Genomic DNA, 19,440 nt, shown 5'->3' with positions numbered 1-19,440 from the left:
CGACCGAACTGTTGGTGATCGGGTCGGGCGCGATCGGGATCGAGTTCGCGAGCTTTTACAACGATCTTGGTGCCATGGTGACGGTGGTCGAAATGCTCGACCGGATCGTCCCAGTCGAAGATGCAGACGTGTCGGATGCGTTGGCAAAGAGCCTCACTAAGCAGGGCATGACGCTGCTCACCGGGGCGGGGGTCGAGAGCCTCACGGCCGATGCCAAGGGCATTGCCGCAACGATCAAGACGGCCGACGGCAAGACTGCAGAGAAGCGCTTCAGTCACGCCGTCGTCGCGGTCGGGATCGCTCCCAACACCGAGAACATCGGGCTCGAGAAATTGGGCGTCAAAACCACCAAGGGCCATATCGACACCGACGCGATGTGCCGGACCAATGTTGCCGGCATCTCGGCGATCGGCGATGTCACCGCGCCGCCGTGGCTGGCGCACAAGGCGAGTCATGAGGGTATCATCGCGGTTGAGGCAATCGCCCAGGCGATGGGCAACAAGGATGTTCATCCGCACGCGATGGATGTCCGCAACATCCCCGGCTGCACTTATTGCCATCCCCAGGTCGCGTCGGTCGGCCTGACCGAGGCCAAGGCCAAGGAGGCCGGTCACGAGATTCGCGTCGGCAAATTCCCGGCGATCGGCAACGGCAAGGCAATCGCGCTCGGCGAGGTCGAGGGGTTTATCAAGACGATATTCGACGCCAAGACCGGCGAGCTGCTGGGCGCGCACATGATCGGCGCCGAAGTGACCGAGCTAATCCAGGGCTATACTATCGGTAAGACGGCGGAATTGGTCGAGGCCGACTTCATCAACACCGTCTATCCGCACCCGACGCTAAGCGAAATGAAGCACGAAAGCGTGCTTGCCGCTTACGGCCGGGTGATCCACATCTGACGCGACCGATTCTAGGGGACGATCATGCGCCTGTTGACCGCACTTGCCGCGCTTGCCCTCGCCTCGCCTGCGGCTGCGGAAAAGGTGGTGGTCACCGCCGATCGTTACCTCGACGCCGCCACCGGCAGCTGCTTCGAACATCCGGCACGGACGGTGGCGAAGAGCGGCAAGTTGGTTAAAGCCGCGCAGTGAGCGCCGTCGCACATAGCAATCGGACGCTGTGGATCGCCTTTGCGGCGAACATGGGAATTGCGATCTCAAAATTCGGCGCCGCGGCGATGACCGGGTCGTCGGCGATGTTGACCGAGGGGGTCCATTCGGTGGTCGATTCGGTCAATCAGGTGCTGCTCATCTGGGGCCGCAAGGCGGCGAGGCGCCCGGCCGACGGCAATCATCCGTTCGGCTATGGTCGAGAGCTTTATTTCTGGAGCTTCGTCGTCGCGGTGATGGTTTTCGCCCTGGGCGCCGGCGTGTCGATCTACGAGGGCGTGATCCACATCAGCGACCCCGAGCCGGCGGTGTCGCCGATCGTTGCCTACGTCGTCCTCGCCATCGCCTTCCTGCTCGAAGGCGGTTCGACCTGGTCCGCTTTCACCGAGTTCCGCGACGCAAAGGGCCGGCTCGGCTGGTTCGAGGCGGTCAAGAAATCGAAGGACCCGCCCGGCTTCATCGTCCTTCTGGAAAATGGCGCGGCGATGTTCGGCATCATCGTCGCCGCGGTCGGCCTCGGCATCTCGCAGCTGAGCGGCGACCCGCGTTGGGACGGGGCGGCGTCGATCGTGATCGGGGCGATCCTCGGCTTCACCGCCTTCATCCTCGCGGTTGAATCCAAACAATTGCTGATCGGCGAAAGCGCCGACCCCGAACTGGTCGAGGATTTGCGCGCGATGGTCGTGGCGCAGGGTGGCGTTACCGGGGTCGGCGAAGTCTTGACGGTCCACTCGTCGCCCGATCAGGTGACGGCGATGCTTTCGGTCGATTTCGACGACCATATCAGCGCGCGCGACGTCGAGCAGATCGTCGACCGGATCGAGCAGGAAGCGGCATCCCGCTATCCGCTCGTCAAGCGGCTCTATATTCGGCCGAGAAGCGGCGCGACCGACATGGGGCCAGCCGCGAAATAGGAACGTCGCCGACGCGCAGGCGTTTTGCTTTATCGTCCCTGTTCTCCCCCCGACCAAAGGAAAGCTCATGCGCCTGATCTTAACAGCAGCCGTCGCCAGCCTGGCGATCGCCACCTCCGCCTGTAACAACAAGGCCAACGACACCGACGCCAATATGTCCGACGACATGATGGCCAACGATATGATGATGAACAACGACATGGGCATGGCCAACGACAGCGGCATGTCCAATGGCATGGCTCCAATGGCCGCCGCCGACTTCACCGCGACGGTCGCCGGCAGCGACATGTATGAGATCGAGGCGGGCAAGCTCGCCCAGTCGATGGGCTCGACCGATGCCATCAAGAAATTCGGTGCGATGCTGGTCACCGATCATAGTAAGTCGACTGCCATGCTCAAGACCGCTGCCGCAGCAGCCTCTCCGGCCATAACCTTGCCCACTGCAATGCCGGCCGAACATCAGGCGCATATCGACGCGCTCAAGGCCGCCAAGGGCGCCGAATTTGACCGCTTGTTCGTCGAACAGCAAAAAGCCGGCCACCAGAAGGTTCTCGACGCGCTCAAGGGCTATGCTGCGGGCGGCGATACGCCGTCGCTCAAGACCTTTGCCACCAAGTCGACCGAGGTTGTCGAACACCATATCGAGCACGTCAACAATATGAAGATGTAGCTCATGGCCTCGAGCCTCGACCGGGGCCAGGTTTTCACCCGCTTCAAGATCGCGGTGAACATGGCCCCGGCCGAGCTCGAGGAATGGCTCGAGACCGACGACAGTCACAAGGTCGGCATTCGCAAGAACGGGCAGAGCGAGAGCGTCGGACACGCCAGCGGCCGGCGCATCGTGGTCCTTCTGCGCAAGCGCAAGGATGAGCTCGATGATGAAGATTATGCGCAAATGCGCAAGGTCGTCGGCTACGTCCGCCGGCACAGCGCGCAGCGGCCTGAGAATATCGTGACCTCGCGCTGGCGCTACAGCCTGATGAATTGGGGCCACGATCCCATCAAGGAGTGACGATGAGGGGTTATAACGACAATATCGAGACTCTGACGACCGGCAACACCGATTTTCGGCGGGTGCTCTACACCGGCAAGCATCTTCAACTGGTGCTGATGACGCTCCAGCCGGGTGAAGAGATCGGGTCCGAGGTGCATGACGGGATCGACCAGTTCTTCCGCTTCGAGGAAGGCGAGGGGGTGGTCGACATTGATGGGGTCGAGAACAGGGTCGCCGACGGCAGCGGCGTCGTCGTCCCCTCGGGCGCGCGACACAACGTCCGCAACACCGGTGAAAAGCCGCTCAAGCTCTACACCATCTATGGCCCGCCCGAGCATCGGGACGGCATTACCCAGGCGACCAAGGCCGAGGCTGAGGCCCGTCACCATGACGAGGAATGGGAGGGCGGGACGAGCGAATAATCAGGTGCCCTCCAATGCCTTTAGAATAGAGATCTCAAGCCGGCGATTCAGTAAGGTGCGTGAGCGTGGTCAGTAAAGCGGCATGCACAAGCTGTTTGACCGAGTGCTCGTCGGAACCTCGTCAGCGCCCCAGTGCTGAAACGTGCCGCCGAGGGCCCGGATGGTCGACCATAGCGCGAAGCACCTCATTGCAGCGGCTGCTCGCCCCAGCAGAGGGGCCGCCACACATGGGCGCCCTTCCGGCTATATTCGTGGGCAACCCGTTGGCCGTTCTGAAAGGTAGCGCTGCTCAAAGTGAATTGTGCCCCGGCTTTGTCGTTTCGGGCTTCGCGGCTTCCTGGCGGGGGTGAGCATTATTAGTGCTAAACCTCACCACGTCGTGATAGCGATTACGATCTCTCGCAGCATGAACATGGATGCTTAGGAGAAGAGACTTGAATGCCCTGATTGTTTTGGCACATCCCGAAGCGAACTCCTTCAATGCGAAGCTTGTTCGGCAGTCCGAGAGAATTCTCCTGTCGCAAGGTCACTCGGTGAGGGTGTCTGACCTCTATGCTAGGCAGTTCGATCCAGCCGAACATGGATGTCATTTCCTCAGCGCAAAAACCCCGAGAGATTCTATGCTCAGACAGAACAGCGATTTAATGGCGAGCAAGGAACGCTGCCGGCTGATGTTCAGCGCGAAATAAATGACCTTCTGTGGGCTGATTTCATACTGTTCCAATTCCCGCTCTGGTGGTTCGGAATGCCGGCTATCGTCAAGGGTTGGATGGATCGCGTGTTTGCCTATGGAACGCTCTACACCGGGAGTAGGCGCTTCCATAACGGGGTGTGTCGGGGAAGGCGCGCGATCCTTTCAGTGACCGCAGGTTCGTCGGCAGAGGCATGCTCGTATGATGGTCGGGAAGGCGATACGCGGCTGATCCTGTGGCCGATCAATTACGCCCTCCATTACCTTGGTTTTACGGTGCTGGATCCACTCATCCTGACAAGCATCGGTGAAGCGCATAACGATCACGATAGAGCCGCCCATGATCTTCTCCTTAAAGCTCAATTGGAGTGCCACGGGGAACGGCTGATCGAACTCGACACCCGTCCTGCTATACAGTTCAATGCAGAGGACGATTGGGACGAGCGCCGTAAGCTGAAGGCAGGTGCGCCTGTCTACAGCCCGTTCATTCGCCATCACTTGGACTTGCAACTCGGAGGAGTGACGGAGCACCCGGACGGCATTACTCAGGCGACCAAGGGCCAAGCCGACGCGCGTCACCACGACGAGGAATGGGACGGCGTGACGAGCGAATAACGGACGCGCGGGGCGTGTTCGATCTTCGGCCGCGAAAGGCGGGGCCGTTAACCGGCTGATAGGCAAGACGGCGTTAGGCTTGCGCCCGGACGATCCTGCCGATCCGGGGTGAGCTATGACGACGATCCGTTTTCGACCTGCCAAGCTGGCCTTCGCCGCAACGGGAAGTGGACTGGCGGCGCTGTGGTTCGGCTCGTCCCTCCTGGGCGAATTTAGCTGGTTAGACGCGCTCGGCGCGGCCTGTTTCGGTTATTTGACCGTCGTCATGGCTCGCTGCGCGCTCGGCGACCGGTCGGCTCTGAAATTCGACGAGCAAGGCATCACCATCAACACCTATCAGAGGAGCGCGACACTCCGCTGGGACGAGGTGCGCGACATCGTCATCGAGCGGGTCACGCTGCGCTGGCTTTACCTGATCCCGGTCTCGGCCAAAGAGCATATCGCGATCACTACGCGCGGCGGCGCGTTCAGCGGCAAGCGTTATCGCCTCGCCGGCTCGCTGATCGAGCTGCCGCCGGGCGGAATGATGGAGCTTCATTCCAGGCTCTGCGCCGCCAAGCTGGCGGCGACCGGAAACGCTATCGCCGCGCCTAACCCGGCACCAGCCAGCGAGAGCGGCACCGATTTCGACCCCGATGCTGCGATTGCCCGCTACCTTGCGGCGAAACAGGCGCGCTTGATCGAGCCGACTGGCGGGCCGGCGGTCCCGGCAACGCCGATCGTTCATGCGTCTGCGCGCCCAGTCTTCGGGCGCCGTACCAGCTGAAGCGACCTTCCGCCCCGTTGACCTCCGGCCCAATCCCCCGTAATGGCCCGCTCGTCCGGAAGGGTCTCGCGATTCTGATCGCATTTCCCTCGGGCAAGAGCTGAACATTGCTCAACGACGCGATGGCCGGGTGGCCCACCTTCCTAAAGGGTGGCCGCCAGGACTTCGCGCTTTTGCGTTGGGCAAAGTAACCGCCGAAGCATTTCGGCACAGAAAGGTGAAGGCTTCATGCCGACGATCAACCAGCTGATCCGCAAGGGTCGCGAACCGCAGAAGGCCAAGTCGAAGGTCCCTGCGATGGAACAGAACCCGCAGAAGCGCGGCGTGTGCACACGCGTCTATACGACGACGCCGAAGAAGCCGAACTCGGCGCTGCGTAAGGTGGCCAAGGTCCGCCTGACCAACCAGCGCGAAGTGATCAGCTATATCCCGGGTGAAGGTCACAACCTGCAGGAGCACAGCGTCGTGCTGATCCGCGGCGGGCGTGTGCGCGACTTGCCGGGCGTGCGCTATCACGTCCTGCGCGGCGTGCTTGACACACAGGGCGTCAAGGATCGCCGCCAGTCGCGCTCGAAGTACGGCGCCAAGCGGCCCAAGTAAGCTGGTTCGTCGGTAGCACCGCGTTTTATCCGCAGGTGCGCCGCTCTGAAAGGAATTCCCTATGTCCCGTCGTCGTCGTCCCGAAAAGCGCGTCATCCTGCCCGATCCCAAGTTCGGTGATCTGATCCTGTCGAAATTCATGAATAGTGTCATGCTCGACGGCAAGAAATCGGTTGCCGAGGGCATCGTCTATACGGCGCTCGAAAGCGTCGAGGCGCGCCTCAAGAAGGATCCAATCCAAGTCTTTCACGACGCGCTCAACAACATCAAGCCAGGCATCGAGGTCCGCAGCCGCCGCGTCGGCGGTGCGACCTACCAAGTGCCGGTCGAGGTGCGCACCGAGCGCGCCCAGGCGCTCGCCATCCGCTGGTTGATCATCGCCGCCCGTGCGCGATCGGAAAAGACCATGTCTGGCCGGCTGTCGGGCGAGTTGATGGACGCCTCGCAGAACCGCGGCAACGCGGTCAAGAAGCGCGAAGATACGCACCGCATGGCGGAAGCGAACCGCGCCTTCTCGCACTACCGCTGGTAGTTTTAATACTTATATCGTGGGGGCGCCGGCTCGCCGGCTCCCCACATTCTCAAGGAAGCTAAGACATGGCCCGCAGCCATCCGCTCGACCGTTATCGCAATATTGGCATCATGGCGCACATCGACGCCGGCAAGACGACGACGACCGAGCGCATCCTCTACTACACCGGCAAGTCCTACAAGATCGGCGAAGTGCATGAAGGCACCGCGACGATGGACTGGATGGAGCAGGAGCAGGAGCGCGGGATCACCATCACGTCGGCGGCGACGACCTGTTTCTGGAGCGGCGACGAGGGCAAGGGTCCCGAGCACCGCATCAACATCATCGACACGCCAGGCCACGTCGATTTCACCATCGAGGTCGAACGCTCGCTGCGCGTCCTCGACGGCGCGGTCGCCTGCTTCGACGGTGTTGCCGGGGTCGAGCCGCAGTCGGAAACCGTGTGGCGTCAGGCCGAAAAATATCATGTTCCGCGGATGTGCTTCATCAACAAGCTCGATCGCACCGGCGCCAATTTCGAGATGTGCGTCAGCATGATCAAGGACCGTCTCGGCGCGCGTCCGGCCGTGCTGTACCTGCCGATCGGCATCGAGGGCGGCTTCAAGGGCCTGGTCGACCTGGTCGAGAATCGCGCGATCATCTGGCTCGACGAGAGCCTGGGTGCAAAGTTCGTCTATGAAGAAATTCCGGCCGACCTCGTCGATGCCGCCGCCGCCGCTCGCATGGAGCTGGTCGAAATGGCAGTCGAGCAGGACGACGACGTCATGGAGGCCTATCTTGGCGGCGACGAGCCCGACGTGAAGACGTTGAAGGCGCTGATCCGCAAAGGCACGTTGAACTTCTCATTCGTCCCCGTGCTGTGCGGCTCGGCGTTCAAGAACAAGGGCGTCCAGCCGCTGCTCGACGGAGTGATAGACTATCTGCCGAGCCCGCTCGACATTCCGCCGGTCGAAGGCCTCAAGATGGACGGCGAGACGACCGACACGCGCGCCCCGGCCGACGATGCACCCTTCTCGGCGCTGGCGTTCAAGATTATGAACGATCCGTTCGTCGGCACGCTGACCTTCGCCCGCATCTACTCGGGCAAGCTGGAGACCGCGTCGCAGGTCACCAATTCGGTCAAGGACAAGAAGGAAAAGGTCGGCCGCATGCTGCTCATGCATGCCAATGATCGCGAGGACATCCAGGTCGCCCATGCCGGCGACATTGTCGCGCTGGCGGGGTTGAAGGACACCACCACCGGCGAGACGCTGTGCGCGATCAACGCCCCGATCATCCTCGAGCGGATGGAATTCCCCGATCCCGTGATCGAGGTTGCGGTGGAGCCCAAAACCAAGGCCGACCAAGAGAAGATGGGCATCGCGCTCAATCGCCTGGCGCGCGAGGATCCGTCGTTCCGCGTCACCTCGGACCATGAATCGGGCCAGACGATCATCAAGGGGATGGGTGAGCTTCACCTTGAAATCCTGGTCGATCGTATGAAGCGCGAATTCAACGTCGAGGCCAATGTCGGCGCGCCGCAGGTCGCCTATCGCGAATATTTGGGGAAGCCGGTCGATCTTACCTACACCCACAAGAAGCAGTCGGGCGGGTCGGGCCAGTTCGCTGAAATCCGCATCAGCGTCACCCCGGGCGAGCGCGGATCAGGTTTCATCTTCTCCGACCAGATCAAGGGCGGCAACGTCCCCAAGGAATATATTCCGTCGGTCGAGAAGGGCATGCGCGAAACCGCCGAGACCGGATCGCTGATCGGCTTCCCGATCATCGACTTCGAGGTCAAGCTGACCGACGGCAAGTATCATGACGTCGACTCATCGGCGCTGGCGTTCGAAATCTGTGCCCGCGGCGCGATGCGCGAAGCGGCCCAGAAGGCGGGCATCAAGCTGCTCGAGCCGATCATGAAGGTCGAGGTGGTGACTCCCGAGGATTATCTCGGCGACGTCATCGGCGATTTGAACTCGCGCCGAGGCCAGATTCAGGGCACCGACACGCGCGGCAACGCCCAGGCGATCGAAGCGATCGTGCCGCTGGCCAACATGTTCGGCTATGTGAACCAGCTGCGCTCGTTCACCCAGGGGCGGGCCCAATACAGCATGCAGTTCAGCCATTATGACGAAGTGCCGGCCAATGTGGCAGACGAGGTCAAGGCGAAGCTGGCGTAAGCGATCAATAGTGGCTATGGGCGCGACCGCACGGCGGCGCGGCCGGTTTTTTCTAGCATAAGAAGAGGCGTGAAATGGCGAAGGCAAAATTTGAGCGGAACAAGCCGCATTGCAATATTGGCACTATCGGTCATGTCGACCACGGCAAGACGTCGCTGACCGCGGCGATCACCAAGGTGCTGGCCGAAACCGGCGGCGCGACCTACACGTCGTACGCCAATATCGACAAGGCGCCCGAAGAGCGCGAGCGCGGCATCACCATTTCGACCGCGCACGTCGAATATGAAACCGCCGCTCGTCACTATGCGCACGTCGATTGCCCGGGCCACGCCGACTATGTGAAGAACATGATCACCGGTGCCGCCCAGATGGACGGAGCGATCCTGGTGGTGTCGGCCGCCGATGGCCCGATGCCGCAAACCAAGGAGCACATCCTGCTCGCCAAGCAGGTCGGCGTTCCGACAATGGTCGTCTATCTCAATAAGGTCGATCAGGTAGACGATGCCGAGTTGCTCGAGCTGGTCGAGCTCGAAATTCGCGAGGAGCTTTCCAAGCGTGATTTCGACGGCGACAATATTCCGATCGTCTCGGGCTCGGCGCTGGCCGCGCTTGAAGACAAGACTCCGGAAATCGGCCGGGAGTCGATCCTCAAGCTGATGGAAGCGGTCGACAGCTGGATCCCGCAGCCCGAGCGTCCGCTCGACAAGCCGTTCCTGATGCCGATCGAGGACGTGTTCTCGATCTCGGGCCGCGGCACGGTCGTCACTGGCCGTGTCGAGACCGGCATCGTCAAGGTCGGCGAAGAAGTCGAGATCGTCGGCATCAAGGATACCAAGAAGACCGTCGTCACCGGCGTCGAAATGTTCCGCAAGCTGCTCGATCAGGGTCAGGCCGGCGACAACATTGGAGCGCTGATCCGCGGTGTCGGCCGTGAGGAAGTCGAGCGTGGCCAGGTTCTGGCCAAGCCGGGTTCGATCACCCCGCACACCGACTTCACCGCCGAAGTCTATGTCCTGTCGAAGGACGAGGGCGGGCGTCACACGCCATTCTTCGCCAACTATCGTCCGCAGTTCTACTTCCGCACGACCGACGTGACGGGCGAAGTGGTGCTGCCGGAAGGCACCGAGATGGTCATGCCGGGCGACAACGTCTCGCTGACGGTCAAGCTAATCGCTCCGATCGCCATGGACCCGGGCCTGCGCTTCGCGATCCGCGAGGGCGGCCGGACGGTCGGCGCGGGGGTTGTCGGCGCGATCACGAAGTAATATAGGGCGCCCGGTCGCGTTGATTTCCTTCGGGGTCGCGCGGCCGGTAGCTTCACAGTTTTCGCGGGTAAGGTGGCGCAGGAGCCTTCGGGTCCAATCGCGCCGCTGATCCCCGTTTTTTGTTGCCCCAACCGCTCCGGCGGGGACGGGTTTGGCTCTTTCGCATCGGTAGTGGACATGGAAACGCAGAATATCCGGATTCGCCTGAAGGCCTTTGACCATCGTGTGCTGGATCAGGCCACGGGTGATATCGCTGACACCGCTCGGCGCACCGGAGCCCTTATTCGCGGCCCCATTCCGCTGCCGACGCGCATCGAGAAGTTCACCGTCAACCGGTCGCCGCACGTCGACAAGAAGTCGCGCGAACAGTTCGAGGTCCGCACCTACAAGCGCCTGCTGGATATCGTCCAGCCGACGCCTCAGACGGTCGATGCTCTAATGAAGCTAGATCTCGCCGCCGGGGTGGACGTAGAGATCAAGCTGGCCTAAGGGGCTGGCACCGCGACCAAGATTCGGTCGCACGATCCTGAATTAAGGATCGACGCAGCGCCTTTGGGGCGACGCAACGGATCAAGGGATACCGCAGGACGCCTTACCGCATCCTGGTCTGCGTCCCCCGCATCCTGCCCTCGGGCGGGAATGGCCCAGCGGGGCGACGCATTAATTCACGGGTCGCACTGGGTCCCATCAAAGTGTAGCTTTGATGGGTGCCACCAAGCCCGCCGTCGCTCAGTTGCGTCGGTGGGCCTCTGTAGGAGCATGGATCATGCGCACTGGCGTGATCGCGAAAAAAATGGGGATGACCCGCCTGTTTCAGGCGGACGGGCGCCATGTGCCCGTCACGGTTCTCCAGCTTGAAGATGTTCAGGTCGTCGGCCGTCGCGAGATGGATCGCGACGGTTACACCGCCGTCCAGCTGGGCGCCGGCGTGGCCAAGGCCAAGAACGTCAACAAGCCGCAGCGAGTGGCTTTCGGCAATGCCGAGGTCGAACCTAAAGCCAAAGTGGTCGAATTCCGGGTCGCCGAGGACGCGCTCCTCGACGTCGGCGCGACGATCACTGCCGACCATTTCGTCGCCGGCCAGATGGTCGACATTCAGGGCGTGACCCAGGGCAAGGGCTTTGCCGGCGCGATGAAGCGCTGGGGTTTCAAAGGTCTTCGCGCCACCCACGGCGTCTCGGTCTCGCACCGTTCGCACGGCTCCACCGGCCAGCGCCAGGATCCGGGCAAGGTTTTCAAGAACAAGAAGATGGCCGGCCACATGGGCGCGCGCAACCGCACCCAGCAGAACCTTGAGATCGTGCGCACCGACGCCGCCCGCGGGCTATTGTTCGTCAAAGGCTCGGTTCCAGGCTCCAAGGGCGGCTGGCTGAGCGTGATGGACGCGATCAAGCTGCCGCGCGACGAGCGCGCACCTTATCCGGCGGGTTTGCTTGAAAACGCCAAGGAAATCGAAACCGAGATGGCGCCTGCGGCCTTCGTCGAAGATGCCGCGGTGCACGAAATCCCGGCGCTGCCGAGCGATGCGGAGGTCGCGGCGATCGCGGCCGAGCAGGAAGCCGGCGCTCAGGCAGCCGAGGCCGCTGAGGCCGCCGAAGATAATCAGAATTCGGACGCTGCTGGCGATAAGCCGGCTGCCGACGAGAACAAGGAAGGCTAAGCGATGAAGGTCAAGGTTCAGACCCTAAGCGGCGATTCCGGCTCCGCGAAAGCGGGTGGGGACATCCAGCTCGACGACGCCGTGTTCGGCATCGAGCCACGTGCCGACATTTTGCATCGCGTGGTGACGTGGCAGCTCTCCAACCGTCGCGGCATGGCCCGCGCCGCCCGTGAGCGTTCGGATGTCGCCCGCACCGGCAAGAAGTTCGGCAAGCAGAAGGGCGGCGGCACCGCCCGCCACGGCGATCGTCGCGCCCCGATCTTCGTCGGCGGCGGCAAGGCCCACGGCCCGCGTGCCCGCCTGTTCACGCTTGGTCTTAACAAGAAGATCCGCGTGCTCGGACTGAAGATGGCGCTGTCGGCCAAGGCGATGGGCGGGCAGCTGATTGTCGTCGACAACCTCGACATGGACGGCGAGGCCAAGACCAAGGCTTTGAAGGCGAAAATCGGCAAGCTCGGCTTCGGCAAGAATGCGCTGGTGATCGACGGCGACGCGCTCAACGTCGGGTTCGCCCAGGCTTCGTCGAACCTCGAAGGCGTCAACCTGATGCCGGCGATCGGTGCCAACGTCTATGATATCATGCGCCACGAGACGCTGGTCCTGACCCGCGCCGCGGTTGAAAAGCTGGAGGCCCGGTTCAATGGCTAAGAAGCCCACAGCAGCAGCGGCGATCGACAATCGCCACTACGACATCGTGCTCGCGCCGCACATCACCGAAAAGTCGACCATGGTGTCGGAATATAATGCGGTGGTGTTCAAGGTCGCCGGCACCGCGTCCAAGCCCGAGATCAAGGCGGCGGTCGAGGCGATCTGGGACGTCAAGGTGACCAACGTCAACACGATCGTCACCAAGGGCAAGACCAAGAAGTGGAAGGGCACGCCCTACAAAAGGTCGGACGTGAAAAAAGCGATCGTGACGCTGGCCGAGGGCCAGTCGATCGACATCACGAACGGGATCTAACCGATGGCATTGAAAGCATATAAGCCGACGAGCCCGGCCCGCCGCGGTCTTATCCTGGTCGACAAGTCATCCTTGTGGAAGGGCAAGCCCGTCAAGGCGCTGACCGAAGGCAAGCGCAAGACTGGCGGCCGCAACAACAAGGGCCATGTGACTTCGCGCGGGATCGCCGGCGGTCACAAGCAAAAGTATCGGATCATCGACTTCAAGCGTCGTACCTGGGATATCCCAGCCACCGTCGAGCGTCTCGAGTATGACCCGAACCGCTCGGCGTTCATCGCGCTCGTGACTTACGAGGGCGGCGAGCAGGCCTATATCCTCGCGCCGCAGCGCTTGGCGCCGGGCGACAAGGTCGTCGCTGGCAAGAAGGTCGACGTGAAGCCGGGCAATGCGATGGAAGTCGGCCAGATGCCGGTCGGCACGATCGTCCACAATGTCGAGCTAAAGCCTGGCAAGGGCGGCCAGATTGCCCGCGCCGCCGGCACCTACGTCCAGGTCGTCGGCCGCGACAAGGGGATGGTCATCGTTCGCCTGAACTCGGGCGAGCAGCGCTACGTCCGCTCGGACTGCATGGCGACCGTCGGCGCAGTGTCGAACCCCGACAACGGCAACCAGACGCTGGCCAAGGCCGGCCGCACCCGCTGGTTGGGCCGCCGTCCGCTGACCCGCGGCGTCGCCAAGAACCCGGTCGACCATCCGCACGGCGGTGGCGAAGGCCGGACCTCTGGCGGCCGCCATCCGGTTACTCCGTGGGGCAAGCCGACCAAGGGCGCCCGCACCCGTCACAACAAGGCGACCGACAAGATGATCATCCGGTCGCGTCACGCCAAGAAGAAGGGCTAACCCATGGCTCGTTCCATCTGGAAAGGTCCGTTTGTCGAACTGTCGCTCCTGAAGAAGGCGGAAGCCGCTCAGGAAGCGTCGAAGCGCGCGCCGATCAAGACCTGGTCACGCCGCTCGACCATCCTCCCGCAGTTCGTCGGCCTGACCTTCAACGTCTACAACGGCCGCAAGTTCGTGCCGGTCTCGGTCAACGAGGACATGGTCGGCATGAAGCTGGGTGAATTCGCGCCGACGCGTTACTTCCCGGGCCACGCGTCCGACAAGAAGGGCAAGCGCTAATGTCCAAGCAATCAGCCCCGCGCCGCGTAGGCGACAAGGAAGCGCTGGCCGTCGGCACCATGATCCGCGGGTCGGCGCAGAAGCTCAACCTGGTGGCGCAGTTGATCCGCGGCCGCAAGGTCGAGGTCGCGCTCAACATTTTGAAATTCTCGACCAAGGGCATGGCGTCCGAGGTGGCCAAGGTGCTCGCTTCGGCGGTGGCCAATGCGGAGAATAATCACAACCTTGACGTCGATGCACTGGTCGTCGCCGAGGCGTCGGTCGGCAAGTCGATCACCCTTAAGCGCTTCGCTACCCGCGCGCGTGGCCGCTCGACCCGGATCGAGAAGCCGTTCAGCCGCCTTCGCGTGGTCGTTCGCGAGCAGGAAGAAGCATAATGGGTAACAAATCCTCAGCGATCGGCCTCAGGCTGCAGATCAACCGCACTTGGGACAGCCGCTGGTTTGCGGAAGGTCAGGATTACGGCCGCCTGCTCCTCGAAGATCTCAGGATCCGCAAGCACATCATGAAGCTCCTGCCGCAAGCGGCGATCTCCAAGGTGGTGATCGAGCGTCCGGCCAAGCTCGCCCGTATCTCCATCTATGCCGCGCGCCCCGGCGTGATTATCGGCAAAAAGGGCAGCGACATCGAGAAGCTGAAGAAGGTCCTGGGCAAGATGACCGCGTCCGAAGTCAGCCTCAACATCGTCGAAATTCGCAAGCCGGAGATCGACGCGCGCCTCGTCGCGCAGGGCATCGCCGATCAGCTCGAGCGGCGCATCGCCTTCCGCCGTGCGATGAAGCGGGCAGTCCAGTCGGCCATGCGGCTCGGCGCGGAAGGCATCCGCATCAATTGCGGCGGCCGTCTCGGTGGCGCCGAGATCGCGCGCTCGGAATGGTATCGCGAGGGCCGCGTTCCGCTTCACACGCTGCGCGGCAACGTCGATTATGCCGAAGCGCAGGCGCACACCGCTTACGGTGTCTGCGGCGTCAAGGTTTGGGTCTTCAAGGGCGAAATCCTGGGGCATGATCCGCTCGCCCAGGATCGCCTGATGATGGATGCGCAGACCTCGGGCGTCCGCCCGGCCCGCGACGACCGTCGGTAATTGGCGCCGTTAAGGAACATTTGAAATGCTGCAACCCAAACGCACCAAGTTCCGCAAGGCCTTCAAGGGCCGCATCCATGGCAACGCCAAGGGTGGGACCGAGCTCAACTTCGGCGCCTATGGCCTGAAGGCGATGGAGCCCGAGCGGATCACCGCGCGCCAGATCGAGGCAGCTCGCCGCGCCATTACGCGTCACATCAAGCGCGCCGGGCGGTTGTGGATCCGCATTTTCCCGGACGTCCCAGTGTCTTCGAAACCAGCCGAAGTCCGCATGGGCTCGGGCAAGGGCTCGCCGGAATTCTGGGTCGCCCGTGTCAAGCCAGGCCGCATCCTGTTCGAGCTGGACGGGGTTCCTGGCCCGCTCGCCAAGGTCGCCTTCGAGCGCGCCGCAGAAAAGCTGCCGATCAAGGTCAAGGTCGTCGCTCGCCTGGGCGAATCGCTGGTCGTGGAGGACTAAGATGGCCAAGAAGGAAGACATCAAGGTCGCAACCGACGACCAGCTGGCGACCAAGTTGGGCGAGCTGAAGCGCGAGCAGTTCAACCTGCGCTTCCAGTCGGCCACCAACCAGCTCGAAAAGCCGAGCCGCGTGCGCGAAGTTCGTCGCACCATCGCCCGTATTAAGACGCTCCAGACCCAGCGCGCCAGCGCTGCGTCGAAAGCGTAAGGAGTTATTTGAGATGCCCAAGCGCGTCCTCACCGGCACGGTAGTGTCCGACAAGGGTGACAAGACGGTGGTGGTCCGTGTCGAGCGGCGGGTGAAGCACCCGCTCTATGGCAAGATCATCAAGCGGTCGAAAAAATATCACGCCCACGACGAAGGCAATGCCTTCAAGTCGGGCGAGCAGGTGCGCATCCAGGAGTGCGCCCCGGTCAGCAAGCTGAAGAGCTGGACCGTGCTCGATAGCGTTGGCGCCGCCCCGGCGGCGGTCGACGAGATCGTCGAGGTCGACATCTCCAGGCCCACGAAGGCCGCGCCCGAGGCGACTCCGTCGAAGGCAATCAAGGCAGCGACGGCAAAGGCGGCGAAAGCCGACGCGCCCGAAGCCGCCGAAGCATAAGGAAGGACTGAGCTCATGATCCAGATGCAGTCCAACCTCGAGGTTGCCGACAATAGCGGCGCGAAGCGCGTCCAATGCATCAAGGTGCTGGGCGGGTCGAAACGCCGCGTAGCCGGCGTCGGCGACATCATCGTCGTCTCCGTCAAGGAAGCCGCCCCGCGCGGCAAGGTCAAGAAGGGCGACGTTCACCGCGCGGTGATCGTTCGCACCGCCAAGGACATCCGCCGTCCCGACGGCTCGGTGATCCGCTTCGATACCAACGCGGCGGTGCTGGTGAACAAGAATGAAGAGCCGATCGGCACCCGTATCTTCGGGCCGGTGGTTCGCGAATTGCGCGCGAAAAAGCATATGAAGATCATTTCGCTCGCGCCGGAGGTGCTGTGATGTCGGCCGCGAAGATCCGCAAGGGTGACAAGGTCGTGGTTCTGTCGGGCCGCGACAAGGGCAAGACCGGCGAAGTCACCATGTCGATGCCCAAGGACGGTAAGGTTATCGTGTCGGGCGTGAACATTGCGACCCGTCACAAGAAGCCGACCCAGGCCGACCCGCAGGGCGGGCTGGAGCGCCGCGAGGCCGCAATGCACGTTTCCAAGGTCGCAATTGCCGACCCCAAGGACGGCAAGGCGACCCGCGTGCGGTTCGAGACTGGCAAGGACGGCAAGAAGGTCCGCGTCGCGGCGCGGTCCGGGGAGAAGATCGATGGCTGAAGCCAAGACCAAGGATGCCAAGCAGGATGGGGCCTACACGCCGCGTTTGCGCAAGGATTATGATGATCGCATCGCCAAGGCGATGACCGAGAAGTTCGGATACAAGAATGCTCTTGAAGTGCCGAAGCTGGATAAGATCGTCATCAATATGGGCGTGGGCGAAGCGACCCAGGACAAGAAGAAGGTCGAGCAGGCCGCGGGCGAGATGGAGAAAATCTCGGGCCAGAAGCCGGTCATCACTAAGGCGAAGAAGTCGATCGCCCAGTTCAAGCTGCGCGAAGGCATGCCGATCGGTTGCAAGGTCACCTTGCGCCGCGAGCGGATGTTCGAATTCCTCGACCGGCTGGTGACCGTCGCCTTGCCGCGTGTCCGCGATTTTCGGGGGCTCAACCCCAAGTCGTTCGACGGCCGCGGCAATTATGCGATGGGCTTGAAGGAACAGATCGTGTTCCCGGAAATCAACTATGACTCGATCGACAAGGTTCGGGGCATGGACATCATCATCACCACGACCGCGAAGACGGACGAGGAAGCGCGCGAACTGCTGCGCCTCTTCAACTTTCCGTTCCCCGCGGAAACCGAGGCTCAGCAGGCCGCGTAAGCGACTTGCGCAGTAGGAAGAGAACTTAAGTCATGGCGAAACTGAGTTCCGTGAACAAGAATGAGCGTCGCAGGAAGCTCGTCGCGAAATACGCGGCGAAATATTCGGCGCTCAAGGCGAAAGCGAACGACAAATCGGTCGATGAGACCGAGCGTCTGATGGCGCGCCTGAAGATGGCCGAGCTGCCGCGCAACGGCAACGCGACCCGCATCCGCAACCGCTGCGAGCTGACCGGCCGCTCGCGGGGCTATTATCGCAAGTTCCGCCTGTCGCGGATCATGCTTCGGGAAATGGGCAACAAGGGCCTGATTCCCGGTCTCACCAAGTCGAGCTGGTAAGGGCTGCTGATGCCGATGACCGATCCATTGGGTGATATGCTCACCCGCATTCGCAATGGCCAGCAGGCGCGCAAGGATAGCATCCTGACGCCGGCGTCGAAGCTGCGCGCCAACGTGCTCGATGTGCTTCAGCGTGAAGGCTATATCCGCGGCTATGCCGAAGAAGTTCTCGCCGGTCAGAAGGGCTTGCGCATCGAACTCAAATATTTCGAGGGGCAGCCGGCGATCCAGCACCTGGCCCGCGTGTCAAAGCCAGGTCGCCGGGTCTATTCGGCTTCGCGGGAACTGCCGCGCATCCGCAACGGCCTTGGCATCACCATAGTCTCGACGCCCCGGGGTGTTCTGTCCGACGCAGAAGCGCGCGATCAGAATGTCGGCGGCGAAGTACTGGCGGAGGTGTTCTGATGTCCCGTATCGGCAAAAAACCGGTCGCTATGCCGTCAGGCGTCAGCGCAAACGTCGAGGGCCAGACCCTGACCGTCAAGGGGCCCAAGGGCACTCTCTCGATGCCGCTGCTCGAAGAACTCGTCCGCTACTCGATCGACGAGGGCGCGATCAGCCTCACTCCGGTGGCCGCTTCGCAGCGTGCTCGTGCGGCGTGGGGGATGCAGCGCACCCAAGTGCAAAATCTGGTGACTGGAGTCACTGAGGGCTTCACCAAGGTGCTCGAGATTACCGGCGTTGGCTACCGCGCGCAGGCCCAGGGCAAGAACCTCAAGCTGCAGCTCGGCTATAGCCACGACGTCAACTACGCCGTGCCGGAAGGCGTCGATGTCAAGACGCCCGACACCACGACGATTGAGATCAGCGGCATCGATCGTCAGAAGGTCGGCCAGGTCGCCGCTGAAATCCGTCGCTGGCGCAAGCCGGAGCCCTACAAGGGCAAGGGCATCAAATATCGCGGCGAGTATATCTTCCGCAAAGAAGGCAAGAAGAAGTAAGCCATGGCGAAACTATCTCTCTTCGATCGCCGCCGGCGCCGTGTCCGGACCGCGCTTCGTGCGCGCTCTGCGGGCAAGCCGCGCATGTCGGTTCACCGCTCGGGCAAGCATATCTATGCGCAGCTCATCGACGATGCCGCCGGCAAGACGATTGCCGCCGCCTCGACATTGGACAAGGAATTGCGCGGCAAGACCAATGCGACCCGCGAAGGCGCGGCCGAGGTCGGCAAGACCCTCGCCGAGCGCGCCAAGAAGGCGGGCGTTTCGGCGGTCGTGTTCGACCGCGGCGGTTTCCTTTTCCATGGCCGGGTAAAAGCCCTGGCCGATGCCGCCCGCGAAGGCGGATTGGAGTTCTAAATGGCTGACGAGAAAGAAACCCCGCAGGCCGAACCGATTGCCACGGCGCCCGAAGCGGTCGCTCCCGAAGCAGCGCCTGCTGCCGAGACGGCGCCTGCTGCCAAAACGGCGCCTGCCCCTAAGGCAGCGCCTGCTCCCGAAGCGGCTCCCATTGCCCAGCAGGCAGCTCCCGAAACGGCTCCGGCAGCTCCTGAAGCAGCTTCTGAAGCGGCTCCGGCTGCGCCAGTCGCGCCGGCCGCGCCCGAGGGTCGTGGCCCGCGTGGCGGCCGTGGTGGCCGTGGCGGTGGCGGCGGTGGCCGTGACAATCGCGGCGGCGGTAATCGCGGACGGCGCGACGATCGCCGTGGCGGCCGTGGCGGCGACGACGATGGCGAGGAACTGATCGAGAAGTTGGTCCACATCAATCGCGTGTCGAAAACGGTCAAGGGCGGCAAGCGTTTCGGCTTTGCCGCGCTGGTCGTGGTCGGAGACGGCAAGGGCCGCGCTGGCTTCGGTCACGGCAAGGCGCGCGAAGTGCCCGAGGCGATCTCCAAGGCGACTGCC

29 protein-coding genes and 2 pseudogenes are annotated in these 19,440 nt (G+C 62.7%); all 31 read left to right on the top strand.

The window, feature by feature from the left end; genetic code table 11:
- Positions 1 to 899: FAD-dependent oxidoreductase (locus tag H0W65_RS09320; RefSeq protein ID WP_294006829.1), on the top strand; the 899-nt coding region annotated here is incomplete at its 5' end.
- Positions 900 to 923: 24 nt separating this feature from the next.
- Positions 924 to 1,091 carry a hypothetical protein gene (locus tag H0W65_RS09315; RefSeq protein WP_294006827.1) on the top strand — a complete coding sequence of 56 codons (168 nt, stop codon included), beginning with the start codon at positions 924 to 926 and terminating at the stop codon, positions 1,089 to 1,091.
- Positions 1,088 to 2,023 (top strand): cation diffusion facilitator family transporter, encoded by a 936-nt coding sequence (locus H0W65_RS09310; RefSeq protein ID WP_294006824.1) that lies wholly within the window; start codon positions 1,088 to 1,090, stop codon positions 2,021 to 2,023. Before H0W65_RS09315 ends, H0W65_RS09310 begins: the two co-directional genes overlap by 4 nt.
- Before the next feature lie 67 nt (positions 2,024 to 2,090).
- Positions 2,091 to 2,693, top strand: a complete 603-nt coding sequence (locus H0W65_RS09305) for a DUF4142 domain-containing protein (RefSeq protein ID WP_294006821.1) — start codon at positions 2,091 to 2,093, stop codon at positions 2,691 to 2,693.
- Positions 2,694 to 2,696: 3 nt separating this feature from the next.
- Positions 2,697 to 3,035, top strand: a complete 339-nt coding sequence (locus H0W65_RS09300) for a DUF3140 domain-containing protein (protein WP_294006818.1) — start codon at positions 2,697 to 2,699, stop codon at positions 3,033 to 3,035.
- 2 nt (positions 3,036 to 3,037) lie between these two features.
- Positions 3,038 to 3,439 (top strand): cupin domain-containing protein, encoded by a 402-nt coding sequence (locus H0W65_RS09295; protein WP_294006815.1) that lies wholly within the window; start codon positions 3,038 to 3,040, stop codon positions 3,437 to 3,439.
- Between the two features lie 583 nt (positions 3,440 to 4,022).
- A complete protein-coding gene (locus tag H0W65_RS09290; RefSeq protein WP_294006812.1) occupies positions 4,023 to 4,745 on the top strand; it encodes an NAD(P)H-dependent oxidoreductase in 723 nt (240 codons plus the stop codon).
- 115 nt (positions 4,746 to 4,860) lie between these two features.
- A complete protein-coding gene (locus H0W65_RS09285) occupies positions 4,861 to 5,511 on the top strand; it encodes a hypothetical protein (RefSeq protein WP_294006809.1) in 651 nt (216 codons plus the stop codon).
- Between the two features lie 228 nt (positions 5,512 to 5,739).
- On the top strand, positions 5,740 to 6,111 hold the full coding sequence (rpsL, locus tag H0W65_RS09280) for a 30S ribosomal protein S12 (protein ID WP_028969180.1): 372 nt from the start codon (positions 5,740 to 5,742) through the stop codon (positions 6,109 to 6,111).
- A 61-nt stretch (positions 6,112 to 6,172) separates the two neighbouring features.
- The gene (rpsG, locus tag H0W65_RS09275) at positions 6,173 to 6,643 is read left to right on the top strand and encodes a 30S ribosomal protein S7 (protein ID WP_294006805.1); all 471 of its coding nucleotides are present in this window, start codon (positions 6,173 to 6,175) and stop codon (positions 6,641 to 6,643) included.
- A 65-nt stretch (positions 6,644 to 6,708) separates the two neighbouring features.
- A complete protein-coding gene (gene fusA, locus H0W65_RS09270; protein WP_294006802.1) occupies positions 6,709 to 8,805 on the top strand; it encodes an elongation factor G in 2,097 nt (698 codons plus the stop codon).
- Between the two features lie 74 nt (positions 8,806 to 8,879).
- On the top strand, positions 8,880 to 10,070 hold the full coding sequence (gene tuf / locus H0W65_RS09265; RefSeq protein WP_294006799.1) for an elongation factor Tu: 1,191 nt from the start codon (positions 8,880 to 8,882) through the stop codon (positions 10,068 to 10,070).
- A gap of 177 nt (positions 10,071 to 10,247) precedes the next feature.
- A complete protein-coding gene (gene rpsJ, locus H0W65_RS09260; RefSeq protein WP_028969184.1) occupies positions 10,248 to 10,559 on the top strand; it encodes a 30S ribosomal protein S10 in 312 nt (103 codons plus the stop codon).
- A gap of 277 nt (positions 10,560 to 10,836) precedes the next feature.
- Entirely contained in the window at positions 10,837 to 11,730 is an 894-nt protein-coding gene (gene rplC, locus H0W65_RS09255; protein WP_294006787.1) for a 50S ribosomal protein L3, read from the top strand.
- A gap of 3 nt (positions 11,731 to 11,733) precedes the next feature.
- Complete coding sequence (gene rplD, locus H0W65_RS09250; protein ID WP_294006784.1) at positions 11,734 to 12,378, top strand: 50S ribosomal protein L4; 645 nt, start codon at positions 11,734 to 11,736, stop codon at positions 12,376 to 12,378.
- Positions 12,371 to 12,691, top strand: a complete 321-nt coding sequence (locus tag H0W65_RS09245; protein ID WP_294006781.1) for a 50S ribosomal protein L23 — start codon at positions 12,371 to 12,373, stop codon at positions 12,689 to 12,691. Before rplD ends, H0W65_RS09245 begins: the two co-directional genes overlap by 8 nt.
- Before the next feature lie 3 nt (positions 12,692 to 12,694).
- Entirely contained in the window at positions 12,695 to 13,531 is an 837-nt protein-coding gene (rplB, locus tag H0W65_RS09240) for a 50S ribosomal protein L2 (RefSeq protein WP_294006779.1), read from the top strand.
- A gap of 3 nt (positions 13,532 to 13,534) precedes the next feature.
- Complete coding sequence (gene rpsS / locus H0W65_RS09235) at positions 13,535 to 13,810, top strand: 30S ribosomal protein S19 (RefSeq protein ID WP_294006776.1); 276 nt, start codon at positions 13,535 to 13,537, stop codon at positions 13,808 to 13,810.
- Positions 13,810 to 14,187 (top strand): 50S ribosomal protein L22, encoded by a 378-nt coding sequence (gene rplV, locus H0W65_RS09230; RefSeq protein ID WP_294006773.1) that lies wholly within the window; start codon positions 13,810 to 13,812, stop codon positions 14,185 to 14,187. Before rpsS ends, rplV begins: the two co-directional genes overlap by 1 nt.
- Positions 14,187 to 14,894: a 30S ribosomal protein S3 gene (rpsC, locus tag H0W65_RS09225; RefSeq protein ID WP_294006770.1), complete on the top strand. Its 708-nt coding sequence runs from the start codon at positions 14,187 to 14,189 to the stop codon at positions 14,892 to 14,894. Before rplV ends, rpsC begins: the two co-directional genes overlap by 1 nt.
- A gap of 25 nt (positions 14,895 to 14,919) precedes the next feature.
- The gene (rplP, locus tag H0W65_RS09220) at positions 14,920 to 15,351 is read left to right on the top strand and encodes a 50S ribosomal protein L16 (RefSeq protein WP_294006767.1); all 432 of its coding nucleotides are present in this window, start codon (positions 14,920 to 14,922) and stop codon (positions 15,349 to 15,351) included.
- A gap of 1 nt (position 15,352) precedes the next feature.
- Positions 15,353 to 15,559 carry a 50S ribosomal protein L29 gene (gene rpmC, locus H0W65_RS09215; RefSeq protein WP_294006764.1) on the top strand — a complete coding sequence of 69 codons (207 nt, stop codon included), beginning with the start codon at positions 15,353 to 15,355 and terminating at the stop codon, positions 15,557 to 15,559.
- A 13-nt stretch (positions 15,560 to 15,572) separates the two neighbouring features.
- Positions 15,573 to 15,797, top strand: a pseudogene (gene rpsQ / locus H0W65_RS09210) (30S ribosomal protein S17); the annotation flags it as partial.
- A gap of 171 nt (positions 15,798 to 15,968) precedes the next feature.
- Entirely contained in the window at positions 15,969 to 16,337 is a 369-nt protein-coding gene (rplN, locus tag H0W65_RS09205; RefSeq protein WP_294006762.1) for a 50S ribosomal protein L14, read from the top strand.
- The gene (gene rplX / locus H0W65_RS09200) at positions 16,337 to 16,660 is read left to right on the top strand and encodes a 50S ribosomal protein L24 (protein WP_294006759.1); all 324 of its coding nucleotides are present in this window, start codon (positions 16,337 to 16,339) and stop codon (positions 16,658 to 16,660) included. Before rplN ends, rplX begins: the two co-directional genes overlap by 1 nt.
- Entirely contained in the window at positions 16,653 to 17,261 is a 609-nt protein-coding gene (gene rplE, locus H0W65_RS09195; protein ID WP_294006756.1) for a 50S ribosomal protein L5, read from the top strand. Before rplX ends, rplE begins: the two co-directional genes overlap by 8 nt.
- Positions 17,262 to 17,293: 32 nt before the next feature.
- Positions 17,294 to 17,599 (top strand): 30S ribosomal protein S14, encoded by a 306-nt coding sequence (gene rpsN / locus H0W65_RS09190; protein ID WP_294006753.1) that lies wholly within the window; start codon positions 17,294 to 17,296, stop codon positions 17,597 to 17,599.
- Between the two features lie 9 nt (positions 17,600 to 17,608).
- Complete coding sequence (gene rpsH / locus H0W65_RS09185; RefSeq protein ID WP_294006750.1) at positions 17,609 to 18,004, top strand: 30S ribosomal protein S8; 396 nt, start codon at positions 17,609 to 17,611, stop codon at positions 18,002 to 18,004.
- Positions 18,004 to 18,540 (top strand): 50S ribosomal protein L6, encoded by a 537-nt coding sequence (rplF, locus tag H0W65_RS09180; protein WP_294006748.1) that lies wholly within the window; start codon positions 18,004 to 18,006, stop codon positions 18,538 to 18,540. The genes rpsH and rplF overlap by 1 nt, the downstream gene beginning before the upstream one ends.
- A 3-nt stretch (positions 18,541 to 18,543) precedes the next feature.
- A complete protein-coding gene (gene rplR, locus H0W65_RS09175; protein WP_294006745.1) occupies positions 18,544 to 18,897 on the top strand; it encodes a 50S ribosomal protein L18 in 354 nt (117 codons plus the stop codon).
- Positions 18,898 to 19,440: pseudogene (locus tag H0W65_RS09170) on the top strand (hypothetical protein); the annotation flags it as partial. It lies immediately after the preceding gene.

The organism is Sphingomonas sp., assembly GCF_013816785.1.
In the GTDB taxonomy this organism is placed as follows: Bacteria; Pseudomonadota; Alphaproteobacteria; order Sphingomonadales; family Sphingomonadaceae; genus Sphingomicrobium.
Note: the sequence above shows the minus strand (reverse complement) of the source record. Positions and strands in the feature narration are given on the sequence as shown.

Bases quoted from the DNA above. Each gene is read 5' to 3' on its own strand.
- rplD (WP_294006784.1), top strand. From the start codon at position 11,734: ATGAAGGTCAAGGTTCAGACCCTAAGCGGCGATTCCGGCTCCGCGAAA.
- rpsN (WP_294006753.1), top strand. From the start codon at position 17,294: ATGGCGAAACTGAGTTCCGTGAACAAGAATGAGCGTCGCAGGAAGCTC.
- H0W65_RS09290 (WP_294006812.1), top strand. From the start codon at position 4,023: ATGTCATTTCCTCAGCGCAAAAACCCCGAGAGATTCTATGCTCAGACA.
- rpsS (WP_294006776.1), top strand. From the start codon at position 13,535: ATGGCTCGTTCCATCTGGAAAGGTCCGTTTGTCGAACTGTCGCTCCTG.
- rplP (WP_294006767.1), top strand. From the start codon at position 14,920: ATGCTGCAACCCAAACGCACCAAGTTCCGCAAGGCCTTCAAGGGCCGC.
- rpsH (WP_294006750.1), top strand. From the start codon at position 17,609: ATGCCGATGACCGATCCATTGGGTGATATGCTCACCCGCATTCGCAAT.
- rplV (WP_294006773.1), top strand. From the start codon at position 13,810: ATGTCCAAGCAATCAGCCCCGCGCCGCGTAGGCGACAAGGAAGCGCTG.
- rpsJ (WP_028969184.1), top strand. From the start codon at position 10,248: ATGGAAACGCAGAATATCCGGATTCGCCTGAAGGCCTTTGACCATCGT.
- rpsC (WP_294006770.1), top strand. From the start codon at position 14,187: ATGGGTAACAAATCCTCAGCGATCGGCCTCAGGCTGCAGATCAACCGC.
- rpmC (WP_294006764.1), top strand. From the start codon at position 15,353: ATGGCCAAGAAGGAAGACATCAAGGTCGCAACCGACGACCAGCTGGCG.
- rplF (WP_294006748.1), top strand. From the start codon at position 18,004: ATGTCCCGTATCGGCAAAAAACCGGTCGCTATGCCGTCAGGCGTCAGC.
- H0W65_RS09285 (WP_294006809.1), top strand. From the start codon at position 4,861: ATGACGACGATCCGTTTTCGACCTGCCAAGCTGGCCTTCGCCGCAACG.
- rpsG (WP_294006805.1), top strand. From the start codon at position 6,173: ATGTCCCGTCGTCGTCGTCCCGAAAAGCGCGTCATCCTGCCCGATCCC.
- rplN (WP_294006762.1), top strand. From the start codon at position 15,969: ATGATCCAGATGCAGTCCAACCTCGAGGTTGCCGACAATAGCGGCGCG.
- rpsL (WP_028969180.1), top strand. From the start codon at position 5,740: ATGCCGACGATCAACCAGCTGATCCGCAAGGGTCGCGAACCGCAGAAG.
- rplC (WP_294006787.1), top strand. From the start codon at position 10,837: ATGCGCACTGGCGTGATCGCGAAAAAAATGGGGATGACCCGCCTGTTT.
- H0W65_RS09245 (WP_294006781.1), top strand. From the start codon at position 12,371: ATGGCTAAGAAGCCCACAGCAGCAGCGGCGATCGACAATCGCCACTAC.
- H0W65_RS09295 (WP_294006815.1), top strand. From the start codon at position 3,038: ATGAGGGGTTATAACGACAATATCGAGACTCTGACGACCGGCAACACC.
- fusA (WP_294006802.1), top strand. From the start codon at position 6,709: ATGGCCCGCAGCCATCCGCTCGACCGTTATCGCAATATTGGCATCATG.
- rplE (WP_294006756.1), top strand. From the start codon at position 16,653: ATGGCTGAAGCCAAGACCAAGGATGCCAAGCAGGATGGGGCCTACACG.
- H0W65_RS09305 (WP_294006821.1), top strand. From the start codon at position 2,091: ATGCGCCTGATCTTAACAGCAGCCGTCGCCAGCCTGGCGATCGCCACC.
- rplR (WP_294006745.1), top strand. From the start codon at position 18,544: ATGGCGAAACTATCTCTCTTCGATCGCCGCCGGCGCCGTGTCCGGACC.
- tuf (WP_294006799.1), top strand. From the start codon at position 8,880: ATGGCGAAGGCAAAATTTGAGCGGAACAAGCCGCATTGCAATATTGGC.
- H0W65_RS09300 (WP_294006818.1), top strand. From the start codon at position 2,697: ATGGCCTCGAGCCTCGACCGGGGCCAGGTTTTCACCCGCTTCAAGATC.
- H0W65_RS09315 (WP_294006827.1), top strand. From the start codon at position 924: ATGCGCCTGTTGACCGCACTTGCCGCGCTTGCCCTCGCCTCGCCTGCG.
- rplX (WP_294006759.1), top strand. From the start codon at position 16,337: ATGTCGGCCGCGAAGATCCGCAAGGGTGACAAGGTCGTGGTTCTGTCG.
- rplB (WP_294006779.1), top strand. From the start codon at position 12,695: ATGGCATTGAAAGCATATAAGCCGACGAGCCCGGCCCGCCGCGGTCTT.